Raw genomic sequence first — 15,115 nt, 5'->3', positions numbered from 1 at the left:
CGGACCACGGTAGGCCTGCGGGCACCGTCAGCCAATCTGGTTATCCACAGGCCATGTGGACGACGGCCCAGATGCTGTGGAGAACTCTGCAAAACCTGTGCACGACACGGTGGACAGCCCTGTGAACAAGCAACAGCCTCTTCCATTACGACCGCCTTGACCTGCACTTTTCCCATCCACCGGCTGTGCAGAAGAAAAACTTCCCCAGTCGGGCCAAGATCGCTTCGAACGGCGCACGAAAGACCATGCAGCCCGAAGAGAAGTAAGGGGCGCAAAAGCTTTGCATCTCTTACCTGTGGACGATTAGATTGATGCTCATGACACAGGCTCCTGCGACCCTCAGGGTCACCCGGCGCGAGCACGATCGAGAGATCGTCGCGCTGGCCGTCCCAGCCTTCGGTGCACTCGTCGCCGAGCCCCTCTTCGTCATGGCCGACAGCGCGATCGTCGGCCACCTCGGAACGGCACAGCTCGCCGGTCTGGGCGTCGCCTCGGCCCTCCTCACGACAGCAGTCAGCATCTTCGTCTTCCTCGCGTACGCGACCACCGCGGCCGTCGCCCGACGGGTCGGCGCCGACGACCTCCAGGCCGCCATCCGGCAAGGCATGGACGGCATCTGGCTGGCGCTTCTGCTCGGCGCCGCCGTCATCGCCGTCGTACTGCCCACGGCACCGGCCCTTGTGGAACTCTTCGGCGCCTCGGACAGTGCGGCCCCCTACGCCACGACCTATCTGCGCATCTCGTCTCTCGGTATCCCCGCCATGCTCGTCGTCCTCGCCGCAACCGGTGTGCTGCGCGGGCTGCAGGACACCAAGACACCGCTCCGCGTAGCCATCGCCGGCTTTGTCGCCAACGGCGCCCTCAACGCGGGCCTCGTCTACGGAGCCGGCCTCGGCATCGCCGGCTCCGCCTGGGGAACCGTCCTCGCACAGTGCGGCATGGCAGCCGTCTATCTCACCGTGGTCGTCCGGGGAGCGCGCAGGCACGGCGCCTCACTGCGTCCCGACGCCACAGGGATACGGGCCTCCGCACAAGCCGGCGTTCCCCTCCTGGTCCGGACGCTGTCACTGCGAGCGATCCTGATGATCGCCACAGCCGTCGCCGCCCGACTTGGCGACGCCGACATCGCTGCCCATCAGATCATCCTGTCGCTGTGGAGCCTGCTCGCCTTCGCCCTAGATGCCATCGCCATCGCCGGTCAGGCCATCATCGGACGCTATCTGGGCGCCGAGGACACCCGGGGTGCTCGCGATGCCTGCCGCCGCATGGTGCAGTGGGGAATCGCGGTGGGTGTCGTCCTCGGTGTCCTGGTAGTGGCCGCCCGGCCGGTGTTCCTGCCGCTGTTCACCAGCGACGCCGTGGTGAAGGACGCCGCGCTGCCCGCCCTGCTCGTAGTCGCTCTCTCCCAGCCGATCTGCGGCGCCGTCTTTGTCCTGGACGGCGTCCTGATGGGAGCCGGCGACGGCCCCTATCTGGCCTGGGCCATGGTGCTCACCCTTGCTGTCTTCGCCCCGTTGGCCTTGCTGGTCCCGGCACTCGGCGGCGGCCTCACCGCACTGTGGGCGGCGATGACGCTGATGATGACGGTACGCATGCTGACCCTTTGGCTGCGGACACGTTCGGGCCGCTGGATCGTCACAGGCGCCACCCGCTGACATGTTTCACGTGAAACCGGCGTTTCACGTGAAACATGGGCGGTCCCGCATTGAACCGGAGCACGAAGAAGGGGCCGCACCCTGCATGGGTGCCGCCCCTTCTCTCAGCTGTTCAGCCGAGCGCGGCGATCAGGCCGCGACAACCTCGATGTTGACCTTGGCGGCAACCTCGGGGTGCAGACGCACCGACGTCTCGTGAGCGCCCAGCGTCTTGATCGGCGCGGCCAGCTCGATGCGGCGCTTGTCGACCTCGGGGCCACCGGAGGCCTTGATCGCCGAGGCGATGTCGGCCGGGGTGACGGAACCGAAGAGACGACCGGCGTCGCCGGAGCGAACGGCCAGACGGACCTTGACGCCCTCGAGCTGGGCCTTCACCTGGTTGGCCTGCTCGATGGTCTGGATCTCGTGGATCTTGCGAGCACGACGGATCTGCTCGACGTCCTTCTCGCCACCCTTGGTCCAGCGGATGGCGAACTTCCGCGGGATCAGGTAGTTGCGAGCGTAACCGTCCTTGACGTCGACGACGTCGCCCGCGGCACCGAGGCCGGAGACCTCGTGGGTGAGGATGATCTTCATGTTTCGGTCACCCTTCCCTTATCGCGCGGTGGAGGTGTAGGGCAGCAGCGCCATCTCACGGCTGTTCTTGACGGCCGTGGCGACGTCACGCTGGTGCTGCGTGCAGTTGCCGGTCACGCGGCGGGCACGGATCTTGCCGCGGTCGGAAATGAACTTCCGCAGCATGTTCGTGTCCTTGTAGTCCACGTACGTGACCTTGTCCTTGCAGAAAGCGCAGACCTTCTTCTTAGGCTTGCGCACAGGCGGCTTCGCCATGGTGTTTCTCCTGTGTGATCAAGAAGTTTGGGTACGACCCGCCCTCCGGCCAGAGGCCTAGAAGGGGGGCTCGTCCGAGTAGCCGCCGCCACCGCCGCCAGAGTTTCCACCCCAGCCGCCACCGCCGCCGCCCTGGTTGCCACCGGCGGGAGCGCCGGTCGCCCATGGGTCGTCGGCGGGAGCACCGCCGCCCTGCTGGCCGCCACCGGAGTTTCCACCCCAGCCGCCGCCACCCTGGCCGCCACCGCCGCCGTAACCGCCCTGACCCTGACCACCGCGGCCGGCGGTCTTGGTGACCTTGGCCGTGGCGTTGCGCAGGCTGGCGCCGACTTCCTCGACGTCCAGTTCGTAGACCGTGCGCTTGACGCCCTCACGGTCCTCGTAGGACCGCTGCTTCAGCCGGCCCTGCACGATGACGCGCATGCCTCGCTGGAGCGACTCGGCGACGTTCTCCGCCGCCTGACGCCAGACAGAGCAGGTCAGGAAGAGGCTTTCGCCGTCCTTCCACTCGTTCGTCTGACGGTCGAAGGTGCGGGGGGTGGACGCGACACGGAACTTCGCGACCGCCGCACCGGAAGGGGTGAAGCGCAGCTCGGGGTCGTCGACAAGATTGCCGACGACCGTGATGACGGTCTCGCCTGCCATGGGGGAACCTCTCGGCGGGTTTGCTGCTGGCTGCTTTGTGGTGCTGCTACTCGGATCCCGAGATCAGCTGAGCGGGAGAGCTCAGTGGGTCTCGGGGCGGAGGACCTTGGTCCGGAGGACCGACTCGTTCAGGTTCATCTGGCGGTCGAGCTCCTTGACGACCGCAGGCTCGGCCTGCAGGTCGATGACCGAGTAGATGCCCTCGGGCTTCTTCTTGATCTCGTACGAGAGACGACGACGGCCCCAGGTGTCGACCTTCTCGACCTTGCCGTTGCCCTCACGGACGACGGTGAGGAAGTTCTCGATCAGGGGGGCGACAGCGCGCTCCTCCAGATCGGGGTCGAGGATGACCATCACCTCGTAGTGACGCATGTGGAACCCACCTCCTTTGGACTCAGCGGCCACGGTCGTTCCGTGGCAGGAGGGTCGTGATGCGTACGCAACGGTATCGGCCGCCACTGACAATCGGGGGTCGCGAGCGACATCCCCGGTCTGGCCTGGACGGTTCCCTGGCTCTGCCTGGGCAGACACCGGTGCAGACGCTACAGACTACCTGCACACCCGCTTCCGGTTGAAATCCGGCCGCGAGGACCGTCAATCTGTACACATCGGGTGTGCATGGCGCTACGATGCGCCGTCTTCCGCAGGAGGTGCCCCATGGCACAGGCATTGCGACCCAACACCGTCGGAGGCCTTTTCGCCACGGACGGAAAGCCCCACCCCATCCAGGACACGCTGCTCGCGGTGACCCTGGTTGTCGGCGTGACGGCGTTCGTGACCGGCTTCTTCCACAACCTGCACCTGCTCAGCTCCTGGGCCGGCCTGGTGGGGATCCTCACCGGTGCGTACGGCCAGTGGATCTCGGAGACGACCCGCGAACGCTTCGGACTCATCCTGGGTCTCGGGGCCTCGGCGGTCGGCTTCTTCCTCGGCATGGCGCACGGCGGCCTCTTCGGCGGGGTCATCGGCTGAAGCCAGGGACACCGGCTCTCCAACCCCAGACAAAGCACCACTGAACGCCCCGGCGGCCAACAAGCCAGGGCGCAGGTTCCGTACGCCCAGTCGGGGCGCTCGGAAGGCGCAGTAGGCTTCGGCGCGAGAGCCGGAGCCCCTGTACCCATGGGGACACACCAGCCCGAGGAGCGCCCCGAATGAGCCTGACCCTGAGGACGATCAGCCGCGAGCAGCATCTGGCGTACATCCAGAGCCTGCCCTCGGCGAGCCACATGCAGGTTCCGGCCTGGGCCGATGTCAAGGCGGAGTGGCGCTCCGAGAGCCTCGGCTGGTTCGACGAGCGCACCGGCGAGATGGTCGGTGCGGGCCTCGTCCTCTACCGCCAACTGCCCAAGATCAAGCGCTACTTGGCCTATCTGCCCGAAGGCCCGGTCATCAACTGGTTCGCGCCGAATCTGACCGAGTGGCTGGAACCGATGCTCGCGCACCTCAAGCAGCAGGGTGCCTTCTCCGTGAAGATGGGCCCGCCGGTGATCATCCGGCGCTGGGAGGCGGGCTCGATCAAGCAGGGCATCCAGAGCCCGGACGTGAAGCGGCTGCGTGACATCGAGGCCGACTTCATCGAGCCGCGCGCCTTCGAGGTCGCCGACAAACTGCGCCGTATGGGCTGGCAGCAGGGCGAGGACGGCGGAGCCGGCTTCGGCGACGTACAGCCCCGCTATGTCTTCCAGGTGCCGCTGGCCAACCGCTCCCTGGAAGAGGTCCACAAGAACTTCAACCAGCTGTGGCGCCGCAACATCAAGAAGGCCGAGAAGGCCGGCGTCGAGGTCGTCCAGGGCGGTTACCAGGACCTTGAGGAATGGCAGAGGCTGTACGAGATCACGGCCGTGCGTGACCATTTCCGGCCGCGCCCGCTGTCGTACTTCCAGCGCATGTGGACGGCTCTCAACACCGAGGACCCGAACCGCATGCGGCTGTACTTCGCCCGGCACAACGGCGTGAATCTGTCGGCGGCGACGATGCTGATCGTCGGCGGGCACGTCTGGTACTCCTACGGCGCCTCCGACAACATCGGCCGTGAGGTCCGGCCCTCGAACGCGATGCAGTGGCGGATGCTGCGCGACGCATACGCACTCGGCGCGACCGTCTACGACCTGCGCGGCATCTCCGACTCCCTGGACGAGACCGACCACCTCTTCGGCCTGATCCAGTTCAAGGTGGGCACGGGCGGCCAGGCTGCCGAGTACCTCGGCGAGTGGGACTTCCCGCTCAACAAGCTGCTCCACAAGGCGCTCGACATCTACATGTCGCGCCGCTGACCCCCGGCAGCCCCGGCCGTTTGCTTCGATACGTACGACTGCTTCGTTCGCTTCCACACCTCTGATACACCGCAGCCACGAGAAAGGTTCCAGGTCCGGCCATGGCGCTCACGCTCTACGTCGACACCGCGCGCTGGCGTGCGCACCACAAGCACGTGCAGGACCAGTTCCCGGGCCTTGTCCCGGTCTGCAAGGGCAACGGCTACGGCTTCGGGCACGAGCGGCTGGCGGAGGAGGCAACGCGGCTGGGCTCGGACGTCCTCGCCGTCGGCACGACGTACGAGGCCGCGCGCATCAAGGACTTCTTCGGTGGTGACCTGCTGGTGCTGACGCCGTACCGGCGCGGCGAGGAGCCCGTCCCGCTGCCCGACCGGGTCATCCGCTCGGTGTCGTCGGTGGACGGCGTGTACGGCCTCGTGGGAGCCCGTGTGGTCATCGAGGTGATGTCCTCGATGAAGCGGCACGGCATCAGCGCCCAGGACCTGCCGCAGCTGCACGCCGCCATTGAGAACGTCCGCCTCGAGGGCTTCGCCATTCACCTGCCGCTGGACCGCACGGACGGCTCCGACGCCGTCGAGGAGGTCATCGGCTGGATGGACCACCTGCGTGCCGCCCGCCTGCCCCTGCACACGATGTTCGTCAGCCACCTCAAGGCTGACGAACTCCACCGGCTGCAGCAGCAGTTCCCGCAGACGCGCTTCCGCGCCCGCATCGGCACCCGGCTGTGGCTGGGGGACCACGAGGCCACCGAGTACCGTGGCGCGGTTCTGGACGTCACGCGGGTCGCCAAGGGGGACCGTTTCGGCTATCGCCAGCAGAAGGCCGCCTCCGACGGCTTCCTGGTGGTCGTGGCGGGCGGCACGTCGCACGGAGTGGGTCTGGAGGCCCCGAAGGCGCTGCACGGCGTCATGCCGCGTGCCAAGGGCGTCGCCCGGGCCGGCCTCGCCACGGTGAACCGGAACCTTTCTCCGTTCGTCTGGGGCGGCAAGCAGCGCTGGTTCGCGGAGCCGCCGCACATGCAGGTCTCCATTCTGTTCGTGCCGGCGGACGCACCGGAACCGAAGGTCGGCGAGGAGCTGGTGGCCCATCTGCGGCACACCACCACGCAGTTCGACCGCATCGTCGATCGCTGAGCGAAGGCGTCAGCCAACCGAAAGGCCGTACACGCGAGCTCCGTGTACGGCCTTTTCGCGCATCAAGTGGAGCGGCCTCTACGGGGCATCCACCGTCACCGACGCCTGTTCGCTCAGAGCGAACCGTCCGTGGAAGGTGCCGCTCCACGGCTGCCCCACTCCACCTGCGGCCCGTCGAAGTGGGCCGCGTGCCGCGGCGGATGGGCCGCAGCACCCAGAGCGAAAACGTCCTCCGCGCCGTCGAGCACACCCCCTGACGGGTCGTCGTCCCCGGCCCGGCGCACCGGATCCCGCTCCGGCATGAGGATGTCGCGCACGATGACACCGCACAGGTAGAACGTCCCCAGCAGGTGCACGCCGATGGCCCAGTGGTAGCCGTCCTGCGGCAGCCCCTTGTGAGCGTCCCCGCTGGTCGTGTACGCGAGATACATCCAGATGCCCAGGAAGTACGCGACCTCGCACGCCTGCCAGATCAGGAAGTCCCGCCACTTCGGCCGGGCCAGGACGGCGAGCGGGACCAGCCACAGGACGTACTGCGGGGAGTAGACCTTGTTGGTGAGGATGAACGCCGCGACGATCAGGAAGGCGAGCTGGGCGAAGCGCGGGCGACGCGGAGCGGTCATGGTGAGCACGGCAAGACCCACGAAACACAGCGCCACCAGCGCCGTGGCCAGATTGTTGACGGTGTCGGTGCTGAGCGGGTCGGTCGAGTTCTGAGCCATGATCAGCCAGAACGACCCGAAGTCCACACCCCGGTCGTGGCTGAACTTGTAGAACTGCAACCAGCCGTCCCAGGCGAAGAGCATCACCGGCAGGTTCACGACGGACCAGGCGACGACTGTTCCTGCCACGGCCTTGCCGAAGTCCCGCCACTTTCCTGCCCGCCAGCACAACAGGAACAGCGGGCCCAGCAGGAACACGGGATAGAGCTTGGCCGCCGTGGCAAGCCCCAGGAGAACGCCGAACGCGAGTGGGCGGCTGCGGGACCACATCAACATCGCCGCGGCCGTCAGAGCGACCGCCAGCAGGTCCCAGTTGATGGTGGCGGTCAGCGCGAAGGCAGGCGCCAGGGCGACCAGCAGACCGTCCCAGGGGCGCCGGGCGTGCGTACGGGTCACGCAGACCGCGATCACGGCCGCGCACACCATCAGCATCCCGGCGTTGACCATCCAGTACCACTGCTCCTGGTCCTGGAGGCTGCCGCTGCCCGGTGTGAGCCAGGAGGCGACTTCCATGAACACGCCGGTCAGCACGGGGTACTCGAGGTACGGCATGTCGCCGGAGAGCTTGTCGAAGTACGGCACGAGCCCGTCGGCGAAACCGCGCCCCTGATAGAGATGCGGAATATCCGAGTAGCACGCCTTGGTGTACTGCGAGCTGGCACCGAAGAACCAGGCTCCGTTGTAGCAGGGCGCCTTCTGGATCAGTCCGAGGGCGAACATGCCGATCGCCACGAGCGCGACGACCCGCACCGGAGTCCACCAGGACGTCCCGAGCAGGGCGCGCCGCCCGAGGGGGCCGCCGATCAGCTCGCTGCCGGACGCGGCGACCTCGTCCTCCTTGGTCGGCCGCACCGGGTCCTGGTCGTGCACGCTCGCTTGCGTCGATTCTGCGCTGGCCATGCCGCACATCCTGCCGTACGTGTCTAGGAATACGCCGAGGGCCGCCGCAACCACTCAGGTGCGGCGGCCCCTGTTTCACGTGAAACATCGACATGTTTCACGTGAAACGCCCGTGTCAGCTGCTACGACTAGCCGGCCGGCCCTCCGAAGAGCCCTCCGTTGCCGTTGCCTCTGCTGTTTCCGGTCCCGGACGTGTCCGTGGCCGTCGGCGACGAGGTCACGCCTCCGTCGGTGCCCCCGGTGTCCGTACCGCCGGTGTTGCACTGCCAGCCGAACTTGCACGACTCGCTCGGCGAGGGTGACGGGCTGGTCAAGGTCTCACTGGGTGTCGGACTCGGTGATGGACTCGTGAGGGTCGCACTGGGCGTCGGAACGGCCGTCGGGCTCGGCACGTCGTTGACGATTTCACCGATGGGTTCCGGGGTCGGGAAATCCTTCGGCGGGTCGTTCTTCAACGCCTCCGCCATGTAGTCGTGCCAGATTTCGGCCGGGAACGACGCACCGTGGATCTTCTTCTGACCACCCGTTCCATACATCTCCAGGAAGGTGCGGTTCTTCTCCGACTCGTCGTCGTTGTACCGGAACATCGTGATCGACGTGGACAGCTGCGGGGTGTAGCCCACGAACCAGGCGGACTTGTTGCCGTCGGTGGTACCCGTCTTGCCGGCCACCTGACGGCCGGGCAGCTGGGCTGCGGTACCCGTACCCTTGTCGACCACGGTCTTCAGCACGTCGGTGACGTTGTCGGCGACCTTCGCGGTGAACGCCTCCACGGGCTTGTCCGTGTGGGTGAAGACCGTGCCGTCCTGGCTCGTGACCTTCGTGACGGAGAACGGGTCATGCCTTTCGCCGCTGGCCGCGAAGGTGGCGTACGCACCCGCCATACGGATCGCGCTCGGGTCGGAGATACCGATGGAGAAGGACGGATAGTTGGTACCGGCCAGGCTGTTCTCCTTGAGGCCGGCGTCCATGGCCGCCTCCTTGACCTTGTCCAGCCCGACGTCCATGCCGAGCTGCACGTAGGCGGAGTTCACCGACTCCCGCATCGCCTCACGCAAGTCGATCTGGTACTTGGGCGGGCTGCCGTACGACTCGTTGCCGTCGTTGGTCTGCAGCCACTCCTCACCCTTCTCGTTCTTCCAGACCGTCTTGTCGTAGTCCTCGATCTTGAGCTTGTTCTTGCCGCTGTACAGGCTCTTGGGAGAGACCTGCGTGCGTTCGTCCTGCGCCTGCTCCGGGCCGAGGCTCTTGTCCCGCACCCCCCACTTCATCGCCGCCGCCAGCACGAACGGCTTGAACGTCGAACCGACCTGGGCACCGGTGACGTCGGCGTTGTTGGTGAAGTGCTTGGTCGCGTCCTCGCCGCCGTAGATGGCCTTGATGGCGCCGGTCGTCGGATCCACGGAAGCGCCGCCGAACTGGACGTGTGTGTCCGTCTTGGGGCGTTCCTTGGGCTTGATGTTGGCCTTCTGGACGTTCTTGACCGAGGCCTCGAGCTCCTTGACCTTCTTCTTGTCGAAGGTCGTGTAGATCGAGTAGCCACCCCGCTGCAGATCGTTGGCAGTGATGTTGGTGTTGTTGATCAGATACGCCTTGGCCAGGTCCACGAGGTAGCCGATCTGGCCGGCGAGCTGGGTGTTCGACCGCGGGTTCTTCACGTTGGGGAGCGTGGTGTACTTCGCTCGGGTCGCCGCATCCAGGTGGTGGTACTGGACCATCTTGTCGAGGGTGTTCTGCATCTGGCGCAGCGCACGCTTGCTGTTGGCCTCCTGGGTGGCCGCCGGGTCGATGGAGGTGGCGCCCGCCGGGTCGTAGTACGTGGCGCCCTTGAGCATCGCCGCCAGGAACGCGCACTCGCCCGGGTTCAGCTGGACGGAGTCCTTGTTGAAGTACGCGCGGGCAGCCGCCTGGATGCCGTAGGCGTTGCGCCCGTAGTACGCGGAGTTCAGGTAGCCCTGCATGATCTCGTCCTTCGAGACCGTCGCACCCACCTTTATGGAGATGAAGATCTCCTTGAACTTCCGCGTGATCGTCTGTGACTGGTCGTCCAGCCGTGCGTTCTTGACGTACTGCTGGGTGATGGTGGAACCACCCTGCGTCTCGCCGCCCCGAGCCATGTTGAACACGGCGCGGGCGATGCCCTTCGGGTCGATGCCGCTGTCGGTGTAGAAGGTCTTGTTCTCCTGCGAGACGACGGCGTACTGCATCGCCTTGGGGATCTGCGAGAGGTTGACGATCTGGCGGTTCGTCTCACCACCCGTGGCGACCATCTCGCTCTTGTCGGACCAGTAGAAGACGTTGTTCTGCGCCTTCGCGGTGTCGGCGACGTTCGGGACGCTCACCATCGCGTAACCGATGCCCGCCACGGCCACCAGGCTTCCGATGAAGCCGATGAAGAGGCCCGTCACCAGTTTCCACGACGGCACCCAGCGCGCCACGCCGTACTTGCCCGCGCGCGGATAGTCGATCAGGCGCTTCCTGCCGGGATCGGGTGCTCGCCCTCTGCCCCTCCCCGGCCCGCTGGGGCCGCCTGGCCGACCTCCGCGGCCGGGCTCGGCCGCTCTGCGACGGCCGCCTCCACTTCTCTGTGCCGCGCGGCGGGCTTCGGCGCGGCCGCCGTACGACCGCTCCTCGTCAGTCGACCCCTGGCCCAGTCCGTAATCGGCCGGGGACCCGGTTGCGCCTCGCGGTGCCGCGCGGCGGCCGGAGGACGAGCCGGACTGGCCGCGTCGGGCCGCGGCACGTCCGCCTCCCTGCGGCTGCGGCGGTTTGCGACGGTGCTCGCTCATCGAACGACTACTCCTCGGGCAGGCGCACCTTTGCGCGCCTGGAAACGGCGGCTGGTTTCCGGTCCCCCCGAAGTACGGATGTGGTCGATCCCGCATTCACCCGTACCGCGCCGGGAGCCACGACGCCCCCTGGCGTCACTCGGCTCCCGGTGGTTTGCATGCCGCACAGACTACGCACCGCCAAAACCCACTGAGCCCCAGAGTTCACCCCAAATCAGGCAACTTGCCTCGGATGAATAAGTGATGTGATCCCGTTCACCGTCTCCCCACTTGTCGCATCCGGAAGGCCGTTCTATCGTCGTGATGTATCGAGTCGATACATCGGAGCGAGATAAGGCGAGGAGGCGAGCGGATGAGCCGGCGTTCCGGGATCCTTGAGTTCGCCGTACTCGGCCTGCTCCGCGAGTCCCCGATGCACGGCTATGAGCTGCGGAAACGACTCAATACGTCACTGGGCGTGTTCCGTGCGTTCAGCTACGGAACGCTCTATCCCTGCCTCAAGACGCTGGTCGCCAACGGCTGGTTGATCGAAGAGCCGGGGCACACCCCCGAGGACGCCCTCGCGGCGCCACTCGCAGGGCGTCGCGCCAAGATCGTCTACCGGTTGACGGCGGAAGGTAAGGAGCACTTCGAGGAGCTGCTCTCGCAGACGGGTCCCGACGCGTACGAGGACGAGCACTTCGCCGCCCGTTTCGCCTTCTTCGGGCAGACGTCGCGCGACGTACGCATGCGCGTACTGGAAGGCCGCCGCAGCCGGCTGGAGGAACGCCTGGAGAAGATGCGCGCCTCCCTAGCGCGCACCCGGGAGCGCCTCGACGACTACACGCTTGAGCTCCAGCGCCACGGGATGGAGTCCGTGGAGCGCGAAGTGCGCTGGCTGAACGAGCTCATCGAGAGCGAGCGGGCCGGACGGGACCTGAAGGGTCCCGCCTCCGGGGGGTCCGCTCAGCAGAACAACACATCTGGAGCGCCGGGCGTCCTGCCCCGTCCCGGGGACACCCCCGGGACGGATACGCCCGACGACACCGCCACGTGAGAGTCCAGTCAGGGCCTCACTCGTACACACAGGGAGCAACCGGAATGGGTTCGGTTCGCGTAGCCATCGTCGGTGTGGGCAACTGCGCCGCGTCGCTGGTTCAGGGAGTCGAGTACTACAAGGACGCCGACCCGGCGTCCAAGGTCCCCGGCCTGATGCACGTCCAGTTCGGCGACTACCACGTCCGTGACGTCGAGTTCGTCGCCGCCTTCGACGTCGACGCGAAGAAGGTCGGCCTCGACCTCGCGGACGCCATCGGGGCCTCCGAGAACAACACCATCAAGATCTGCGACGTGCCCACCTCCGGTGTCACCGTCCAGCGCGGCCACACCCTCGACGGTCTCGGCAAGTACTACCGCCAGACCATCGAGGAGTCCGACGCCGATCCCGTCGACGTCGTCCAGGTCCTCAAGGACAAGCAGGTCGACGTCCTCGTCTGCTACCTGCCCGTCGGCTCCGAGGACGCGGCGAAGTTCTACGCCCAGTGCGCCATCGACGCCAAGGTCGCCTTCGTCAACGCCCTTCCGGTCTTCATCGCCGGCACCAAGGAGTGGGCGGACAAGTTCACTGAGGCAGGCGTCCCGATCGTCGGTGACGACATCAAGTCGCAGGTCGGCGCCACCATCACGCACCGCGTCATGGCGAAGCTGTTCGAGGACCGGGGCGTCATCCTGGACCGCACGATGCAGCTGAACGTCGGCGGCAACATGGACTTCAAGAACATGCTCGAGCGCGAGCGCCTCGAGTCCAAGAAGATCTCCAAGACGCAGGCCGTCACCTCCCAGATCCCCGACCGGGACCTCGGCGAGAAGAACGTCCACATCGGCCCGTCCGACTACGTCGCCTGGCTGGACGACCGCAAGTGGGCCTACGTCCGCCTCGAGGGCCGCGCCTTCGGTGACGTCCCGCTGAACCTGGAGTACAAGCTCGAGGTCTGGGACTCCCCGAACTCCGCGGGTGTCATCATCGACGCCCTGCGCGCCGCGAAGATCGCCAAGGACCGCGGCATCGGCGGCCCGATCCTGTCGGCCTCCAGCTACTTCATGAAGTCCCCGCCGGTCCAGTACTTCGACGACGAGGCCCGCGAGAACGTCGAGAAGTTCATCAAGGGTGAGGTCGAGCGCTAAGCGCTGACACAACTGCTCCTGCCAGGGCGTAGAGGGTCCCCGGGTTGCCCGCCCGGGGACCCTCCCCGTATGTGAGGCTGTGCCCCATGGCCGTCGTCCGTGATCTGCGCACTCTTCTGCGCTTCGCGAACTTCCGGCGCCTGCTCGCCATACGCCTGCTCTCCCAGGGCGCCGACGGCGTCTACCAGGTCGCACTCGCCGCCTACGTCGTCTTCTCGCCGGAGAAACAGACCTCGGCCACCGCGATCGCCTCCGCCATGGCGGTCCTGCTGCTCCCGTACTCCCTGGTGGGCCCCTTCGCAGGCGTCCTCCTGGACCGCTGGCGCCGCCGCCAGGTCTTCCTCTACGGCAACCTGCTGCGCGCCCTGCTGGCGTCGGCGACAGCCGTCCTGATCCTCAGTCACGCCCCGGACTGGCTCTTCTACGCCTCCGCGCTCTGCGTGACCGCGGTCAACCGCTTCGTCCTCGCGGGACTGTCCGCCGCACTGCCGCGCGTCGTCGACGCCGAGCGGCTGGTGATGGCCAACTCCCTTTCCCCGACAGCAGGTACGCTCGCCGCGACCGCGGGCGGCGGTCTCGCCTTCCTCGTACGGCTGGTGGTGGCGGACTCCGACGCCGCCGTGGTCCTGCTGGGCGCCTTCCTGTATCTGTGCGCGGCGCTCGCGTCGCTGCGCCTGGCACCGGAACTGCTCGGGCCTGAGGCCGCGTTGGTGCAACCGAGACTGGCCACGGCACTCACCGGCACGGCCCGCGACCTGGCGACAGGTGTACGACACCTCGCCGCACCGCCGCGCCGGGAGGCCGCCTGGGCGCTCGTCACGATGACCCTGATGCGGTTCTGCTACGGCGCCCTGCTGGTCATGCTGTTGATGCTGTGCCGGTACACCTTCGCCTCGACCACGGGCGACGGACTGCGTCTGCTGGGGCTGGCGTTGGGGACTTCCGCCGCCGGCTTCTTCGCGGCGGCCGTGGTGACGCCCTGGGGTGCGGGACGCCTCGGGCCGGGCCGTTGGATCGTGGTGTGCGCCGCGGCGGCCGCCGTCCTGGAACCTGCCCTCGGTCTTCCGTTCGCCACCGCTCCCATGCTGGTCGCGACATTCGTCCTCGGCCTCACCACCCAGGGCGCGAAGATCGCGACGGACACGCTCGTGCAGTCCTCCGTGGACGACGGCTTCCGGGGCCGGATCTTCTCCGTCTACGACGTCCTGTTCAACGTCGCCTTCGTCGGCGCCGCAGCGGTGGCCGCCCTCATGCTGCCACCGGACGGCCGCTCCGTGCCGCTGGTCGTCACCGTCGCCGTTGTCTACGGGATGGTTGCTGCGGCTATGGCTCGCTTTGAGCGCCGGTGAGTGTCACATCAAGGCCACAGAGTCCCTACGGGTTACAGAAGTGTCAGTGGCAGCCGATAACTTACCGGGGTCTTACGCGGCTCTTATGCCCGCCGCTCACCAACTCTTCAGGGGGACCCGCAAGTGACCACTCCGCCTCAGGGCCAGAACCCGTTCGCACAGGGCCAGCAGCCCTACGGCCAGCCCCAGGGTCAGGCACCGTACCCGCCGCAGGGCTCAGCGCCGTATCCGCCCCAGGGCGGCTATCCGCAGCAGCCGGGTCAGCCCGGGTTCCCCCAGTACGCCACCGCGCCGTACGCGCCGATCCCTCCGCAGCGGCCGAAGCGCGGCATCAAGCAGTATCTGCGCATCGGGGTCGTCATTGTCGCCCTCATAGCCGCCGGAGTCGGCTACTTCGCGAGCCGCCACGACCCCGACACCGCCAAGGTGGGCGACTGCATGAGCATCAGCAATCCGGAGAGCACCACCGACCCGGGTCTGAAGGTCGTGGACTGCAGCAGCTCGAAGGCCAAGTACAAGGTCGCTCAGAAGAAGAGCGACGACTCCGGCTGCGACCGCAACAAGTACGCCGAGTACACGGAGACCGGCAGGAACGACTTGACCCTCTGCCTCACGCCCTACTCCGCCAAGTAGCAAGGGTTCACCACACGCCTGG

At 67.0% G+C, this 15,115-nt stretch carries 14 protein-coding genes; 8 read left to right on the top strand and 6 right to left on the bottom strand.

The annotated features are described in order from the left end of the window. The first annotated feature begins 317 nt into the window (after nucleotides 1-317). Entirely contained in the window at nucleotides 318-1,655 is a 1,338-nt protein-coding gene (locus ACFY1E_RS08325; protein ID WP_389072881.1) for an MATE family efflux transporter, read from the top strand. Between the two features lie 129 nt (nucleotides 1,656-1,784). On the opposite strand, the gene rplI is transcribed toward ACFY1E_RS08325, so the two are convergent. From rplI to rpsF, 4 genes are all read right to left on the bottom strand, one after another. Then, nucleotides 1,785-2,231: a 50S ribosomal protein L9 gene (rplI, locus tag ACFY1E_RS08320; RefSeq protein ID WP_389072879.1), complete on the bottom strand. Its 447-nt coding sequence runs from the start codon at nucleotides 2,229-2,231 to the stop codon at nucleotides 1,785-1,787. Nucleotides 2,232-2,249: 18 nt separating this feature from the next. After that, complete coding sequence (gene rpsR, locus ACFY1E_RS08315) at nucleotides 2,250-2,486, bottom strand: 30S ribosomal protein S18 (protein ID WP_003949403.1); 237 nt, start codon at nucleotides 2,484-2,486, stop codon at nucleotides 2,250-2,252. A gap of 57 nt (nucleotides 2,487-2,543) precedes the next feature. Beyond that, entirely contained in the window at nucleotides 2,544-3,131 is a 588-nt protein-coding gene (locus ACFY1E_RS08310) for a single-stranded DNA-binding protein (protein ID WP_344403207.1), read from the bottom strand. A gap of 81 nt (nucleotides 3,132-3,212) precedes the next feature. Further along, nucleotides 3,213-3,503: a 30S ribosomal protein S6 gene (rpsF, locus tag ACFY1E_RS08305; protein ID WP_115907086.1), complete on the bottom strand. Its 291-nt coding sequence runs from the start codon at nucleotides 3,501-3,503 to the stop codon at nucleotides 3,213-3,215. A gap of 285 nt (nucleotides 3,504-3,788) precedes the next feature. Here rpsF and ACFY1E_RS08300 point away from each other — a divergent pair, with 285 nt between their 5' ends. From ACFY1E_RS08300 to ACFY1E_RS08290, 3 genes are all read left to right on the top strand, one after another. Further along, nucleotides 3,789-4,103 carry a hypothetical protein gene (locus tag ACFY1E_RS08300; protein ID WP_365834099.1) on the top strand — a complete coding sequence of 105 codons (315 nt, stop codon included), beginning with the start codon at nucleotides 3,789-3,791 and terminating at the stop codon, nucleotides 4,101-4,103. 179 nt (nucleotides 4,104-4,282) lie between these two features. Then, nucleotides 4,283-5,404: a peptidoglycan bridge formation glycyltransferase FemX gene (gene femX / locus ACFY1E_RS08295; protein ID WP_115907084.1), complete on the top strand. Its 1,122-nt coding sequence runs from the start codon at nucleotides 4,283-4,285 to the stop codon at nucleotides 5,402-5,404. A gap of 101 nt (nucleotides 5,405-5,505) precedes the next feature. Beyond that, nucleotides 5,506-6,537: an alanine racemase gene (locus ACFY1E_RS08290; RefSeq protein WP_365834097.1), complete on the top strand. Its 1,032-nt coding sequence runs from the start codon at nucleotides 5,506-5,508 to the stop codon at nucleotides 6,535-6,537. Between the two features lie 113 nt (nucleotides 6,538-6,650). Here the strand turns inward: ACFY1E_RS08290 and ACFY1E_RS08285 are convergent, their stop codons facing one another. Then, on the bottom strand, nucleotides 6,651-8,159 hold the full coding sequence (locus ACFY1E_RS08285) for a glycosyltransferase family 87 protein (protein WP_389072874.1): 1,509 nt from the start codon (nucleotides 8,157-8,159) through the stop codon (nucleotides 6,651-6,653). A 128-nt stretch (nucleotides 8,160-8,287) separates the two neighbouring features. Then, complete coding sequence (locus tag ACFY1E_RS08280; protein WP_389072872.1) at nucleotides 8,288-10,948, bottom strand: transglycosylase domain-containing protein; 2,661 nt, start codon at nucleotides 10,946-10,948, stop codon at nucleotides 8,288-8,290. 352 nt (nucleotides 10,949-11,300) lie between these two features. Between ACFY1E_RS08280 and ACFY1E_RS08275 the strand changes: the two genes are divergently transcribed. The 4 genes from ACFY1E_RS08275 (at nucleotide 11,301) to ACFY1E_RS08260 (ending at nucleotide 15,093) form a co-directional block, all read left to right on the top strand. Further along, complete coding sequence (locus tag ACFY1E_RS08275; RefSeq protein ID WP_099930059.1) at nucleotides 11,301-11,984, top strand: helix-turn-helix transcriptional regulator; 684 nt, start codon at nucleotides 11,301-11,303, stop codon at nucleotides 11,982-11,984. Nucleotides 11,985-12,028: 44 nt separating this feature from the next. Next, the gene (locus ACFY1E_RS08270) at nucleotides 12,029-13,111 is read left to right on the top strand and encodes an inositol-3-phosphate synthase (RefSeq protein ID WP_099930060.1); all 1,083 of its coding nucleotides are present in this window, start codon (nucleotides 12,029-12,031) and stop codon (nucleotides 13,109-13,111) included. Nucleotides 13,112-13,197: 86 nt separating this feature from the next. Beyond that, complete coding sequence (locus ACFY1E_RS08265) at nucleotides 13,198-14,460, top strand: MFS transporter (protein WP_389072870.1); 1,263 nt, start codon at nucleotides 13,198-13,200, stop codon at nucleotides 14,458-14,460. 123 nt (nucleotides 14,461-14,583) lie between these two features. Continuing rightward, a complete protein-coding gene (locus ACFY1E_RS08260) occupies nucleotides 14,584-15,093 on the top strand; it encodes a hypothetical protein (protein ID WP_389072867.1) in 510 nt (169 codons plus the stop codon). The last annotated feature ends 22 nt before the right edge of the window (nucleotides 15,094-15,115 follow it).

It is taken from the genome of Streptomyces sp. NPDC001604 (assembly GCF_042893475.1).
Taxonomy (GTDB): Bacteria; Actinomycetota; Actinomycetes; order Streptomycetales; family Streptomycetaceae; genus Streptomyces.
Note: the sequence above shows the minus strand (reverse complement) of the source record. Positions and strands in the feature narration are given on the sequence as shown.